Raw genomic sequence first — 12,396 nt, forward strand, 5'->3', positions numbered from 1 at the left:
ATGGGCGTTTCGCTCGCAGACAATGACGGCGAAGACGACGATTTCGCGGAAACGCATGACATCAACGTCACGCCGTTCATCGACGTCATCCTGGTGCTGCTGATCATCTTCATGGTCGCAGCGCCGCTCTCCACGGTCGACCTGCCGATCGATCTGCCGACGTCGAGCGCGACGCCGCAGAAGAAGCCGGACAAGCCGACCTATCTCAGCATCAAGCCGGATCTGACGCTCGCGATCGGAGAAAACCCGGTGCACCGCGCCGAGTTGATCGGGACGCTCGATGGACTGTCCGACATGAGCAAGGACAAATACGTCTTCCTGCGCGCCGACAAGTCGGTGCCGTATGGGGAATTGATGGGGGTCATGGAGCTCTTGCGCGCAGGCGGCTATACGCGGGTGAAACTGGTGGCGCTGGAAGGCGCTCCGGGCGCGCCCGCGGCAGGCGCCGCTCAGCCTTAAGAAGGCCCGTATGTCGGACGAACTCAGACCATCCCGGAAGCTCTGGATCCTGGCCGCGGTGGCGGCGCTCGGGCTTCATCTGGGTGGCGCCGCGCTCGCGCTGGCGCACCTGCGCGCCGATGATGACAGCGATGGTCTGGGGGCAGCCGGCGCGGAGTTCGCGGTGGAGATGACGTCGCCGGAGGTTCAGGAGTCCAATCTGCCCGTTGCGCCGACGGAATCGGACGAGTCCGAAGAGCGCCCGGCACTGCCTGAGCAAAAGACCGAAACGAAGGAGACGGACCTTCCCCAGGATCGGCCGCAACAAGTCGAGGATGCCGATCGTATCGTCACCGAGAACAAGCCGAAGAAGGAACAGGACGACGATCCGAAGGTGGCTGCGGTTGAAACGCCGGCCATGGAGGCGTCCCAGAAGTCGGTTGCAGCGGATCGGCAGACTTTCGAAGACGCAACGCGCGAGGCCGAGAAGGCCATGGCGCCGGTGCTCGGCATCGGCAAGGACCTGCTGAAGCTAACGGCCGATTGGAACCGCAAGATCAGCGCACATCTCGCGGCACACAAGGTCAATCCGGAGGGCAAGGAGCCCAGGGATCAGACTGCGAAGGTGAGTTTCGCGCTCAACCGCAGAGGCAACGTGGTTTCCGTCGACGTCGTGGAATCCTCCGGAGACCCGGCCTATGATGCGGCTGCGATCTCCATGGTCCACAAATCCGATCCTTTCCCTGTCCCGCCGACCGAACTCGCCGAGGACCGGTTCGAGCGCACCGTCGAGATCAAGTTCAAGCCGCGGGACGAGAAGAAAAAGAAGAAGACGGTTCAGCGCCAGTAGAGCCGGATGCCGACATAGACCACGACCAGGCAGGCGAAGATCAGCGCCACCGGCAGCGGCCGTTTCTGGGGACCAGCGTATGCCGCCGCTCCGGAGGAAGCGGCCTTCTTCGGCTTCGGTGCCGGACGGCGGAAGGCGGTAACATTGTCCGCGGCCGGCTCCGCCGCACGCGGGCGGACGTCGGGCGGGGTTCCAGCGCCGCCCATCTCGGCATAATAGGCCTTGTAGATCGCGCCGATGGTCGTCTCGGTGGCTTCATCCTCGCTCATTTGCGCCAGCAGGTTCTGGTAGCTCGCCAGGAATTCCTGGGCCTCCGGCGGCAGCGCGGACGATCCGTTGAGCTTGGCCATCATCTTCCAGGTGGCGAAATCGGCGCGGGCGCGGGTGTCTGCGCGTCGCGCGATCAACATATCGGCAGCTTTGACCAAGTCGGCCTCTGGCCCTTCGGCTTGTGTTCGGTGGCGCTGTTCAACTACGCATTGCCGGTCAGGAAGAGAACAGCCTGAATCACATAACCGGTCAACGTCCGCAGTATTGCTGAAATAACATCAAGATTTAGACCGAACTGGGAACCCGCAAGCGGTAGCAGGATCAGGATCGCGATCAGGATCAGCATCCCGAACGGCTCGAGCCGGGCCAGCGGCTGGGCGAGGGGACGGGGTAACAACCCGACCGCGACGCGCCCGCCATCGAGCGGCGGAATCGGCATCATGTTGAAGACCGCGAGGATGGCGTTGATGATGAGCGCATTCTTGAGGTTGTCGGCGACCCATTTCGCCGAGCTGGCAGGGACAAGGGGCAGGGCATGGAAGGCGAGGGCCGCGGCCAGCGCCAGCGCGATGTTGGTGACAGGCCCGGCCAGCGCCACCCAGACCATGTCGAGCCTCGGGTTGCCAAGCTTGCGGAAATTCACCGGCACCGGCTTGGCGTAGCCGAACAGGAACGGCGAATGCGCAAACAGCAGCATCGCCGGCAGGATCAGCGTGCCGAACGGGTCGATGTGCCTGATAGGATTGAAGCTGACCCGCCCGAGCTGCGCGGCCGTATTGTCTCCGAGCCGGTCGGCAACGAAGGCATGTGCCGCCTCGTGGAAGGTGATGGCGAGCACGAGGGGGAGCACCCACACCGACAAGTCATAAAAGGAGATATTCACCAGCTCATCCGTTCCGGTTCGCTCGCGGCCTTGCAGCCGTTCCAGCCAAACCGGCGGTGCAGCGACGCTTCAGCTCAACATAGGGTGGCCTGTTCCGAAATGCCACGGCGCAAATGATCCGCCCGCGGCACGCTGCCGTGCAATCGCGCAACTATGCCGGGATCGTCCCCGGGTATTGCACCAGGCCGTCGTCGAGCTTCAGCCAGGCGGGCTTTTCCGAGACCCAGATGTGCTCGGTCGGCGCGAAGGCGTTGCGGTCGTCGAACACGGAGAGGGACACGCCCGCCAGCGTGCCGTTGCGCCGCCAGGCGAACAGCCGCGTGCCGCAGCGCTTGCAGAACACGCGGTCGATGTTCTCCGAGGAGGCGTAGCGCTCCGTTTCGCCTTCCACGGTCAGCGCGCGCTGGTCGAACTGCGCGCGGGCGAAGAACGGCGAGCCCATCGCCTTCTGGCAGGTACGGCAATGGCAGACGCGAACGTTGAGCGGCTCGCCCTCCGCCTTGAACCGCACCGCGCCGCACAGGCATCCGCCCTCGTGGATCATGCTGTCCTCAATAGGTTGCGCGCCCGCCCGAGATATCGAACACGGCGCCGGTCGAGAACGCACAATCCTCGGAGGCCAGCCAGCTCACCATCGCGGCGAGCTCTTCCACCAGAACGAACCGCGCCTTCGGGATCTTCGACAGCATGAAGTCGATATGCTGCTGCGTCATCTGGTCGAAGATGGCGGTCTTCGCCGCCGCCGGGGTCACCGCATTGACGAGGATGTCGTGGGCGGCGAGCTCCTTGCCGAGCGATTTCGTCAGCGCGATCAGGCCGGCCTTGGACGCCGAGTAATGCGCCGCATTCGGATTGCCTTCCTTGCCGGCAATCGAGGCGATGTTGACGATGCGCCCGTATTTCTGCTCGAGCATCGCAGGCACGATCGCCTTGCAGACGATGAAGGGACCGTCGAGATTGATGCGCAGAACCTTGCGCCATTCCTCGAGGTCGGTCTCCCAGACCGGCTTGTTGACACCGGCGATGCCGGCATTGTTGACGAGGATGTCGATCTTGCCGAAGGCCTTGAGCGTGGCATCGCGGGCCTGCTCGACCGCCGCGGTGTCGGTGACGTCGACCTTGAACACGCGGGCGCCGTCGCCGATCTCCTTTGCGGTTTTCTCAGCCAGAGCGGCATCGAAATCCCAGATCGCGACCTTCGCACCGGAGGCGACGAAGCGTTCGGTGATGGCACGGCCAAAGCCCTGCGCGCCGCCGGTGACGACAGCGATGCGGCCGTTGAGATCGATCTTGTTCATGCTGGCGGCCCCTCAGAGCATGTAGCCGCCGTCGACGACGAGGTCGACGCCGGTGGTGAAGGCGCTCTCGTCGCTGCCGAGATAGACCGCCATGCTGGCGATTTCCTCGGCGGTACCGAGCCGGCCCATCTTCTGGCGGGAGATGAACATCTCCTTGCCTTGCGGGCCTTGCGCGGCGGCGCGATCGAGCATCGAGGGCGTCTCGACGGTGCCGGGGCAGATCGAGTTGCAGCGGATACCCTTGGTGATGAAGTCGAGCGCGACCGCGCGCGTCAGCAGCGACACCGCCGCCTTGGACGAGCTGTAGACGTAACGGTTGGCCGGCGGCCGCAGCGCCGCGCAGGACGAGATGTTGACGATGCTGCCGCCACCGCCCGCCAGCATGTCCGGCAGGAAGGCCTTGATGGTCCGGTGCATCGACTTGACGTTGAGGTCGAACGAGAAGTCAAAATCCTCTTCCGAGCATTCCAGGATGGTGCCGTGGTGCACGAAGCCCGCCGCGTTGAGCAGGATGTCGATCCTGCCGACACGCTTGGCAAAGGCGTTGACGTCGGCGGTGTTGCGGACGTCGAGCTTTGCGACCTCGGCGATGCCTTCCTTGGTCAGGCCCGCGATTCCGGCTTCATTGATGTCGGTGGCGATCACGGTGGCGCCTTCACGCGCGAATGCGATGGCGCATGCGCGGCCGATGCCTGCGGCTGCAGCCGTGATGACGGCGCGTTTGCCCTTGAGGCGGTCTGCCATGTCGTTTTTCTCCTTGTAGGTTCGTCATTCCGGGGCGCGCCTCTTGGCGCGAGCCCGGAATCCATTGTGCAGCGTGTTATGAGGTTCGATGGATTCCGGGCTCGCGACTGCGTCGCGCCCCGGAATGACAGACGTTGTTAGTGATTGTCCCGCGCCACGCCAAACGTGCCGGCGACGTTCTGGTACCTTGTGGCGAGCTCCATGCAGGCGCCGGTCGATTGCTGGCCGACGGTGTTGCGGTAGATCTCCTGCCACGGGGTCTGGTTTTCGGGATACTTGAAGCCGCCGGCGGCCTTCAGCTCGGCGTGACGCTTCTTCAGCTCCTCGTCCGAGATCAGGATGTTGGCGCTGCCCTTGTTGAGGTCGATGCGCACCTTGTCGCCGGTCTTGAGGACCGCAAGGCCGCCATTGGCGGCAGCCTCCGGCGAGGCGTTCAGGATCGAGGGCGAACCCGAGGTGCCGGACTGGCGGCCGTCGCCGATACAGGGCAGGGACAGGATGCCGCGTTTGATCAGCGCCGCGGGCGGCTGCATGTTCACGACCTCGGCACCACCAGGGTAGCCGATCGGCCCGGTGCCGCGGATGAACAGCACGCAGCGCTCGTCGATGTCGAGCGAGGCATCGTCGATCCGCTCGTGATAATCCTCCGGTCCCTCGAACACGATGGCACGGCCCTCGAATGCGTTCAGGTCCTTCGGGTTGCTGAGATAGCGGTCGCGGAATTCCTTTGAGATCACCGAGGTCTTCATGATCGCCGAGTCGAACAGATTGCCCTTCAGCACCAGGAAGCCGGCGTCCTTCACCAGCGGCTTGTCATAAGCCCAGATCACGTCATTGTCGGGCTTTGGCGCATCCTTGCAATTCTCGCCGATGCCGCGCCCGTTGACGGTGACCGCATCCTCATGGATGCGCTTGTGCTTCATCAATTCGCGTACCACCGCCGGCACGCCGCCGGCGCGATGGAATTCCTCGCCGAGATAGAAGCCTGCAGGCTGCATGTTGACCAGCAGCGGCACGTCGTGGCCGAATTTTTGCCAGTCCTCGATCGAGAGCTCGACGCCGATGTGACGGGCGAGGGCGTTGATGTGGATCGGTGCGTTGGTCGAGCCGCCGATCGCCGAATTGATCACGATGCAGTTCTCGAACGCCTTGCGGGTCAGGATGTCCGACGGCTTGAGGTCTTCCCAGACCATCTCGACGGCGCGTTTTCCCGTCTCGTAGGCGATCTGGCCGCGTTCGCGATAGGGTGCGGGGATCGCCGCGCAGCCCGGCAGCGAGAAGCCGAGTGCTTCGGCGAGCCCGTTCATGGTCGAGGCGGTGCCCATGGTGTTGCAATGGCCGACCGAGGGCGCCGAGGAGGCCACGATCTCCATGAATTCCTCGTAGTCGATCTCGCCGGCGGCGAGCCGCTCGCGCGACTTCCAGACGATGGTGCCGGAGCCGGTGCGCTCGCCGGCATGCCAGCCGTTCAGCATCGGGCCGCCCGACAGCACGATCGCGGGCAGGTTCACGGTCGCCGCCGCCATCATGCAGGCCGGCGTGGTCTTGTCGCAGCCGGTGGTCAGCACCACGCCGTCGAGCGGGTAGCCGTAGAGGATCTCGACCAGGCCGAGATAGGCGAGATTGCGGTCGAGCGCTGCGGTCGGACGCTTGCCGGTCTCCTGGATCGGATGGGTCGGGAATTCCATCGCGATGCCGCCGGCCTCGCGGATGCCTTCGCGGACGCGGTGCGCGAGCTCGATATGGTGGCGGTTGCAGGGAGAAAGGTCGTTGCCGGTCTGGGCGATGCCGATGATCGGCTTGCCGGACTGCAGCTCGGCGCGCGTGAGGCCGTAATTGAGGTAGCGCTCCATATAGAGCGCAGTCATGCCCGGGTTATGCGGGTTGTTGAACCATTCCTGCGAGCGAAGGTGGCGTCGCGAGCCGTTGCCGGCGGGCGCATGCCCATTGGTTGTTTTTTTTGTCATTGGCTTCTCCTGCAATGCAAACGCACACGTCCGGCCTGGAGTGCCGGCTCGTGCGATGCCCAACGGCGCGAATGATGGATCGCTGGCCCGCTGACGGGTCGTTTCCTCACAATGGCGATACTAGTCATGGCTACTTGGTAACGCTACCATTTTGTTCGCCGCACCCACGGCTGAAACGGCCGGCCGGCTCTCCGAATGGCGCGACGACGAGCTTTGCCGCTCGATGACCTTGAAGCCGAGATCGAGCACCGGCTGCTCCGGACGCCGTCCATCGATCGCCTCGATCAGCATGGTGGCGGCCGTCTTGCCCATCTCGTAGCGGTTGGTGCGCACGCTGGTGAGGGTGGGGACGGCGGATGCCATGAATTCGAGGTCGTTGAAGCCGACGATCGCGATCTGATCGGGGACCGCGATGTCGCGGCGCCGGCATTCGAACAGAACGCCGAGCGCGAGGTCGTCATTGGCGCAGAACACCGCATCGAGGCCCGGCTCTCGCGCCAGCAGATCGGTGAACAGAGCGCCGCCGAGCGTCACGGAGGTCGGTGTTGCGGTCGTGACGACTTGGCGCTGCTCGAACAATCCGGCGTCTTTCATGGCCGAGACATATCCGTCAAGCCGCCGCTGCACCCGCGGGTCCATGCGCGCGCCGACGAAGCCGATCTTGCGGTGCCCCTGTTCGAACAGGTGCGAAACCGCTGCGCGGGCTGCGTCATAGTGCGAAAAGCCGATCATCATGTCGACCGGATCGGGGCCGATCTCCATGATCTGCACGATCGGGCAGTCGGCGGCCTCCAGCATCGCGCGCGATTCCGCGGTCTGGTCGATGCCGGTAACGATCAGGCCGGCCGGCTTCTGCGCGAGAAACAGGCGCAGCAGCTTCTCCTCCTGGAGAATGCTGTAGCGTGTGTTGGACAATTGGATCGAGTAGCGGTTGCCTTCGGACGCATCGTAGATGCCGCGCAGCACGTCCGAAAACACGTTGTTGGTGAGAGAGGGGATCAGAACGCCGATGACTTCGGTGCGTTGCGAGGCCAGCGCGCGCGCCGCAAGGTTCGGGACATAGCCGAGCTCCTTGGCCGCGCTCTCGACCCGCGTCCGCTTGCCGATCGACAGGGCCTCCGGATTACGAAAGAAGCGGGACGCCGTAATCGGGCTGACGCCGGCAAGCTCGGCGACTTCCGCCAGCCGGATTTTGCCTGACTTGGTGCGTTTTCGACCCATTTGTTGCTCTTATCATAGTCGGGCCTGCAAACAAAGGAACGTTGACAGCGCTACCAGCACCGACTAACCAAAGACAAATTGCCAAAACCGCACAAACTGCCGACAATGTTGCCCGCTAAGATCGGGCCTGGTCCGGTGAAGTCTGAAAAACAAGACGGTCGCGGCGCTCGATGCGTCGTGGACTTTCGAGGAGGGAGCTAGATGTCGTCTGTGCAAATCCGCGACGTGCGGAAATCGTTCGGCAATTTTGAAGTCCTGCACGGCGTGACTGTACCGATCGAGGACGGCCAATTCGTCGTTCTGGTCGGCCCCTCCGGCTGCGGCAAGTCGACGCTTCTGCGCATGCTCGCCGGTCTCGAGAACATCACCTCCGGCACGATCTCGATCGGCGACCGCGTCGTCAACAATGTCCAGCCCAAGGAGCGGGACATTGCAATGGTCTTCCAGAACTACGCGCTCTATCCGCACATGACGGTCGCCGACAACATGGGCTTCTCGCTGAAGCTGCGGAATGCCGGCTCCGACGAGATCAACAAGCGCGTCAGGCGCGCCGCCGAAATTCTCGCACTGACGCCGCTGCTCGATCGCTATCCGCGCCAGCTCTCGGGCGGCCAGCGCCAGCGCGTCGCGATGGGCCGCGCCATAGTGCGCGATCCCCAGGTCTTCCTGTTCGACGAGCCCTTGTCGAACCTCGACGCCAAGCTGCGCGTCGCCATGCGTACCGAGATCAAGGAGCTGCACCAGCGGCTGAAGACGACGACCGTCTACGTCACCCACGATCAGATCGAAGCCATGACCATGGCCGACAAGATCGTCGTCATGCATGACGGCATCGTCGAGCAGATGGGTACGCCGCTCGAGCTCTACGACAAGCCTGACAATCAGTTCGTCGCCGGCTTCATCGGCTCGCCCGCGATGAACTTCCTGAAGGGGCATGTGCGCAGCAACGGCGTCGCCACCTTCGAGGGGCCGAACGGCGTCAAGCTGCCGCTCAAGTCCGCGCCCGCAGCGTCCGACGGCCTTCCCGCCGTCTACGGCGTGCGGCCCGAGCACTTCACCATTGCCGATGACGGCGCTGAAGCCGAGATCGTCGTGGTCGAGCCGACCGGCTCGGAGACGCAAGTGTTCGCCAAGATCGGCGGCGAGCAGGTCGTCGCGGTCTTCCGCGAGCGCCACCAGTTCAACCCGGGTGACAAGGTCCGGCTGAAGCCCGACCCGTCGCTGGTCCATTTGTTCGACGAGGCGACGGGGAAGCGCCTGAACGCGTAGCGCAAGTTCGAGTTGAGATAATAAAAAAGCATCACAGGGAGGACGACATGCAAGACTTTACCCGCCGGACTCTGCTTCAAGGCGGAACGGCACTGGCTGCAACCGGCATGCTCACCGGACCGGCACTGTTCGATTTCGCCAAGGCCTGGGCGCAGAGCGCGCCCTGGAAGGCCGAGCCCGGTGCCAAGCTGACCGTGATGCGCTGGAAGCGCTTCGTGCCGGCGGAAGACGATGCGTTCAACGCAATGGTCGCGGCGTTCAAGGCCGCCACCGGCACCGAGATGAATGTGTTCAGCGAATCCTTCGAGGACGTGCAGCCGAAGGCCTCGGTCGCGGCCAATACCGGCTCCGGGCTCGATCTCGCTTGGGGCTTGCACACGCTGCCGCAGCTGTTCCCCACCAAAGTGCTGAAGATGAACGACGTTGCTGATTATCTCGGCAACAAATATGGCGGCTGGACCGATGCCGCCGCCAAGACCTGCAAGCAAGGCAACGACTGGCTCGGCATTCCCGTCGCGACCAATGGCGGCTACATGACGTACCGCAAGTCGGCGCTCGACAAGGCGGGGTTCAAGGAATTCCCGAAGGATTTCCCCGGTTTCCTCGAGATGTGCAAGGCGCTGAAGGCGAACAACACGCCGGCCGGCTTCGCGCTCGGGCATGCGTCGGGTGATGGCAATTCCTGGCTGCACTGGGTGCTCTGGGGCCACGGCGCCTACACGGTCGACCAGAACGACAAGATCATCATCAATTCGCCGGAGACGGCGAAGGCGCTGGAATATTGCAAGTCGCTGTACGAGGCCTTCATCCCGGGCACGGCGTCCTGGAACGATTCCTCCAACAACAAGGCGTTCCTCGCCGGCGAACTCTATTGCACGGCGAACGGCATCTCGATCTACGTCGCCGCCAAGACCGATGCGAGCAAGAAGGATCTCGCCGAGGACACCTATCACGCGCTCTGGCCGGTCGGACCGGTCGGCAAGCCGAGCGAGCTGCAGCTTGCGCTGCCGATCCTCGCCTTCAACTTCACCAAATACCCGAACGCGGCAAAGGCATTCGTCGCCTTCATGCTGGAGAAGGAGAACTACGAGAAGTGGCTGGATGGCGCGCAGGGGTATCTGACGCAGACCTTGAACGGCTATGAATCGGCGCCGATCTGGAAGGCCGATCCCAAGAACGCCGTGTTCTCGCAGGCGTCCAAGCGCACGCTGCCGGCGGCCGGTATCGGTACGGTCGGCGAGAAGGCGGCAACGGCAATCGCCGACTTCATCGTCGTCGACATGTTCGCCAATTACTGCACCGGCACCAAGGATGCGAAGGGCGCGATGGCGGAAGCCGAGCGCCAGCTGAAGCGCATCTATCGCTGAGGGTCACGGAGCGGGCGGCAGTCGCGCCGCCCGCTCGTCAACATTTCGATCAGGGATATCGGGCATGGCTGATGTCGCAATTCCCCGGGCCAAGCCTCAGATGAGCGAGGACGGCGCCTGGACCCAGCTCAAACACAATCGCAACTGGCTCGGCTTCTGGTTCATGGTGCCGGCCATGGCGTTCCTGATCTTCTTCCTGGCCTATCCGCTGGGGCTCGGCATCTGGCTGTCCTTCACGGACACCCGCATCGGCAGGGTCGGGCAATTTGTCGGCACCGAGAACTATGAGTGGCTGTGGGACGATTCGATCTTCTGGCTGTCGGTGTTCAACACGCTGCTCTACACCTTCGTCGCCAGCGCCCTCAAATTCGCGATCGGACTCTATCTCGCGCTGCTGCTGAACGAGAATATGCCGTTCAAGGCGATGCTGCGCGCGATGGTGCTCATCCCCTTCATCGTGCCGACGGTGCTCTCGGCCTTGGCGTTCTGGTGGATCTTCGACTCGCAATTCTCGATCATCTCCTGGTCGCTGAAGCATCTCGGTCTGATCGATCAAAACATCAACTTCCTCGGCGATACGACCTGGGCGCGCATTTGCGTGATCTTCGCCAATATCTGGCGCGGCGTGCCTTTCGTGGCGATCACGCTGCTCGCGGGCCTGCAGACGGTGTCGCCGTCGCTCTATGAGGCCGCAACGCTCGACGGCGCCACACGCTGGCAGAATTTCCGGTTCATCACCTATCCGCTGCTGACGCCGATCATCGCCGTCGTGATGACCTTCTCGGTGCTGTTCACCTTCACCGATTTCCAGCTGATCTGGGCGATGACGCGCGGCGGCCCGGTCAACGCCACCCATCTGATGGCGACGCTGTCCTACCAGCGCGCGATCATCGCCGGGCAGCTCGGCGAGGGCGCGGCGATCTCGAGCGCCATGATTCCATTCCTGCTCGCGGCGATCATGGTGTCCTGGTTCGGCCTGCAGCGTCGCAAGTGGCAACAGGGGGAGAACAATGACTGATCCCCGCACTGTTTCCCTCTCTTTTGCGCGAACGGGGCAAGCCCCGCGCGCGCTGTCGCAAGTGGCAACAGGGGGAGAACAATGACTGATCTTCCTGCCTCGAAAGTCGATCTCAAGGCCGTCATATCGGGGCCCTCCCGCGTCGATAACAGCGAGGGCATGAGCTATCTGCAGTCGGTGCCGCGCCGGCTCGTGACGCTGTACCTGCCGCTCGCGATCATCGTCGTGGTGCTCCTGTTTCCGTTCTACTGGATGGCGCTGACCTCGGTGAAGCCGGACGAGCAGCTGCTCGATCTCGACAGGTACAACCCGTTCTGGACCTGGAATCCGACCTTCAAGCATTTCCACAAGCTGCTGTTCGAGAGCTACTATCCGTATTGGCTCTGGAACACGATGTACGTGGCGGTCTGCGCCACGGTGCTCTCGATCATCGCGTCGGTGTTGGCCGCCTACGCCATCGTGCGCTTGCGCTACAAGGGTGCCAATCTCGTCGGCGGGCTGATCTTCCTCGCCTATCTCGTGCCGCCGTCGATCCTGTTCATCCCGCTCGCCACCGTCGTCTTCCAGTACGGGCTGTTCGACTCGCCGCTGGCGCTGATCCTGACCTATCCGACTATCCTGATCCCGTTCTCGACCTGGCTCTTGATGGGCTATTTCAAGACCATTCCGTTCGAGCTCGAGGAATGCGCGCTGATCGACGGCGCGAGCCGCTGGCAGATCCTGACCAAGATCGTCCTGCCGCTCGCAATCCCCGGCCTGATCTCGGCCTTCATCTTTTGCTTCACCCTGTGCTGGAACGAGTTCATCTACGCGTTGACGTTCCTGCAGTCGACCAGCAACAAGACGGTGCCGGTCGCGATCGTCAACGAGTTCGTGGACGGCGACATCTACCGCTGGGGTTCGCTGATGGCGGGAGCCCTGGCCGGCTCGCTGCCGCTCGTCATCCTTTACGCCTTCTTCGTGGAGCATTATGTGTCCGCGATGACCGGCGCCGTGAAGGAGTGATCACGGGGGTCTGCCACGGGAGCGCGCGAGGGGCTGCGCGTTCCGGCCAATAACAAGGAGTTAGCT

General features: G+C 63.4%; 13 protein-coding genes. 6 read left to right on the forward strand and 7 right to left on the reverse strand.

What is annotated here, in order from left to right; translation table 11 throughout:
- On the forward strand, nucleotides 1–459 hold the full coding sequence (gene exbD / locus ACFDR6_RS09105) for a TonB system transport protein ExbD (protein WP_317239884.1): 459 nt from the start codon (nucleotides 1–3) through the stop codon (nucleotides 457–459).
- 10 nt (nucleotides 460–469) lie between these two features.
- Nucleotides 470–1,288 (forward strand): TonB family protein, encoded by an 819-nt coding sequence (locus ACFDR6_RS09110; protein ID WP_375858093.1) that lies wholly within the window; start codon nucleotides 470–472, stop codon nucleotides 1,286–1,288.
- Here ACFDR6_RS09110 and ACFDR6_RS09115 read toward each other — a convergent pair.
- The 7 genes from ACFDR6_RS09115 to gntR form a co-directional block, all read right to left on the reverse strand.
- Nucleotides 1,276–1,698: a hypothetical protein gene (locus ACFDR6_RS09115; RefSeq protein WP_375858551.1), complete on the reverse strand. Its 423-nt coding sequence runs from the start codon at nucleotides 1,696–1,698 to the stop codon at nucleotides 1,276–1,278. The genes ACFDR6_RS09110 and ACFDR6_RS09115 overlap by 13 nt on opposite strands.
- 62 nt (nucleotides 1,699–1,760) lie before the next feature.
- Entirely contained in the window at nucleotides 1,761–2,441 is a 681-nt protein-coding gene (locus ACFDR6_RS09120) for a site-2 protease family protein (protein ID WP_317239882.1), read from the reverse strand.
- A 151-nt stretch (nucleotides 2,442–2,592) separates the two neighbouring features.
- Nucleotides 2,593–2,985 carry a GFA family protein gene (locus ACFDR6_RS09125; RefSeq protein WP_212086803.1) on the reverse strand — a complete coding sequence of 131 codons (393 nt, stop codon included), beginning with the start codon at nucleotides 2,983–2,985 and terminating at the stop codon, nucleotides 2,593–2,595.
- Between the two features lie 7 nt (nucleotides 2,986–2,992).
- Nucleotides 2,993–3,739 carry an SDR family NAD(P)-dependent oxidoreductase gene (locus ACFDR6_RS09130; protein WP_317239880.1) on the reverse strand — a complete coding sequence of 249 codons (747 nt, stop codon included), beginning with the start codon at nucleotides 3,737–3,739 and terminating at the stop codon, nucleotides 2,993–2,995.
- A 12-nt stretch (nucleotides 3,740–3,751) separates the two neighbouring features.
- On the reverse strand, nucleotides 3,752–4,483 hold the full coding sequence (locus ACFDR6_RS09135; RefSeq protein ID WP_212086798.1) for an SDR family oxidoreductase: 732 nt from the start codon (nucleotides 4,481–4,483) through the stop codon (nucleotides 3,752–3,754).
- 137 nt (nucleotides 4,484–4,620) lie between these two features.
- Nucleotides 4,621–6,450: an IlvD/Edd family dehydratase gene (locus ACFDR6_RS09140; RefSeq protein WP_212086796.1), complete on the reverse strand. Its 1,830-nt coding sequence runs from the start codon at nucleotides 6,448–6,450 to the stop codon at nucleotides 4,621–4,623.
- Nucleotides 6,451–6,570: 120 nt separating this feature from the next.
- Nucleotides 6,571–7,671, reverse strand: coding sequence for an HTH-type transcriptional regulator GntR (gene gntR / locus ACFDR6_RS09145; protein ID WP_375858094.1), 1,101 nt, complete (start codon nucleotides 7,669–7,671; stop codon nucleotides 6,571–6,573).
- A 201-nt stretch (nucleotides 7,672–7,872) separates the two neighbouring features.
- On the opposite strand from gntR, the gene ACFDR6_RS09150 reads away from it, so the two are divergent.
- The 4 genes from ACFDR6_RS09150 (at nucleotide 7,873) to ACFDR6_RS09165 (ending at nucleotide 12,330) form a co-directional block, all read left to right on the forward strand.
- A complete protein-coding gene (locus ACFDR6_RS09150; protein WP_212086793.1) occupies nucleotides 7,873–8,940 on the forward strand; it encodes an ABC transporter ATP-binding protein in 1,068 nt (355 codons plus the stop codon).
- 47 nt (nucleotides 8,941–8,987) lie between these two features.
- Complete coding sequence (locus tag ACFDR6_RS09155; RefSeq protein ID WP_375858095.1) at nucleotides 8,988–10,307, forward strand: ABC transporter substrate-binding protein; 1,320 nt, start codon at nucleotides 8,988–8,990, stop codon at nucleotides 10,305–10,307.
- A 100-nt stretch (nucleotides 10,308–10,407) separates the two neighbouring features.
- Nucleotides 10,408–11,325, forward strand: coding sequence for a carbohydrate ABC transporter permease (locus tag ACFDR6_RS09160; protein ID WP_375847797.1), 918 nt, complete (start codon nucleotides 10,408–10,410; stop codon nucleotides 11,323–11,325).
- Nucleotides 11,326–11,406: 81 nt separating this feature from the next.
- Complete coding sequence (locus tag ACFDR6_RS09165) at nucleotides 11,407–12,330, forward strand: carbohydrate ABC transporter permease (RefSeq protein WP_212086789.1); 924 nt, start codon at nucleotides 11,407–11,409, stop codon at nucleotides 12,328–12,330.
- The last annotated feature ends 66 nt before the right edge of the window (nucleotides 12,331–12,396 follow it).

Source organism: Bradyrhizobium tunisiense (assembly GCF_042263385.1).
GTDB lineage: Bacteria > Pseudomonadota > Alphaproteobacteria > Rhizobiales > Xanthobacteraceae > Bradyrhizobium > Bradyrhizobium tunisiense.

What these genes read in the sequence shown, in the direction of transcription:
- ACFDR6_RS09160 (WP_375847797.1), top strand. Translation starts at nt 10,408, where the DNA reads ATGAGCGAGGACGGCGCCTGGACCCAGCTCAAACACAATCGCAACTGG.
- ACFDR6_RS09125 (WP_212086803.1), bottom strand. Translation starts at nt 2,985, where the DNA reads ATGATCCACGAGGGCGGATGCCTGTGCGGCGCGGTGCGGTTCAAGGCG.
- exbD (WP_317239884.1), top strand. Translation starts at nt 1, where the DNA reads ATGGGCGTTTCGCTCGCAGACAATGACGGCGAAGACGACGATTTCGCG.
- ACFDR6_RS09150 (WP_212086793.1), top strand. Translation starts at nt 7,873, where the DNA reads ATGTCGTCTGTGCAAATCCGCGACGTGCGGAAATCGTTCGGCAATTTT.
- ACFDR6_RS09115 (WP_375858551.1), bottom strand. Translation starts at nt 1,698, where the DNA reads ATGTTGATCGCGCGACGCGCAGACACCCGCGCCCGCGCCGATTTCGCC.
- ACFDR6_RS09140 (WP_212086796.1), bottom strand. Translation starts at nt 6,450, where the DNA reads ATGACAAAAAAAACAACCAATGGGCATGCGCCCGCCGGCAACGGCTCG.
- ACFDR6_RS09135 (WP_212086798.1), bottom strand. Translation starts at nt 4,483, where the DNA reads ATGGCAGACCGCCTCAAGGGCAAACGCGCCGTCATCACGGCTGCAGCC.
- ACFDR6_RS09165 (WP_212086789.1), top strand. Translation starts at nt 11,407, where the DNA reads ATGACTGATCTTCCTGCCTCGAAAGTCGATCTCAAGGCCGTCATATCG.
- ACFDR6_RS09130 (WP_317239880.1), bottom strand. Translation starts at nt 3,739, where the DNA reads ATGAACAAGATCGATCTCAACGGCCGCATCGCTGTCGTCACCGGCGGC.
- gntR (WP_375858094.1), bottom strand. Translation starts at nt 7,671, where the DNA reads ATGGGTCGAAAACGCACCAAGTCAGGCAAAATCCGGCTGGCGGAAGTC.
- ACFDR6_RS09110 (WP_375858093.1), top strand. Translation starts at nt 470, where the DNA reads ATGTCGGACGAACTCAGACCATCCCGGAAGCTCTGGATCCTGGCCGCG.
- ACFDR6_RS09155 (WP_375858095.1), top strand. Translation starts at nt 8,988, where the DNA reads ATGCAAGACTTTACCCGCCGGACTCTGCTTCAAGGCGGAACGGCACTG.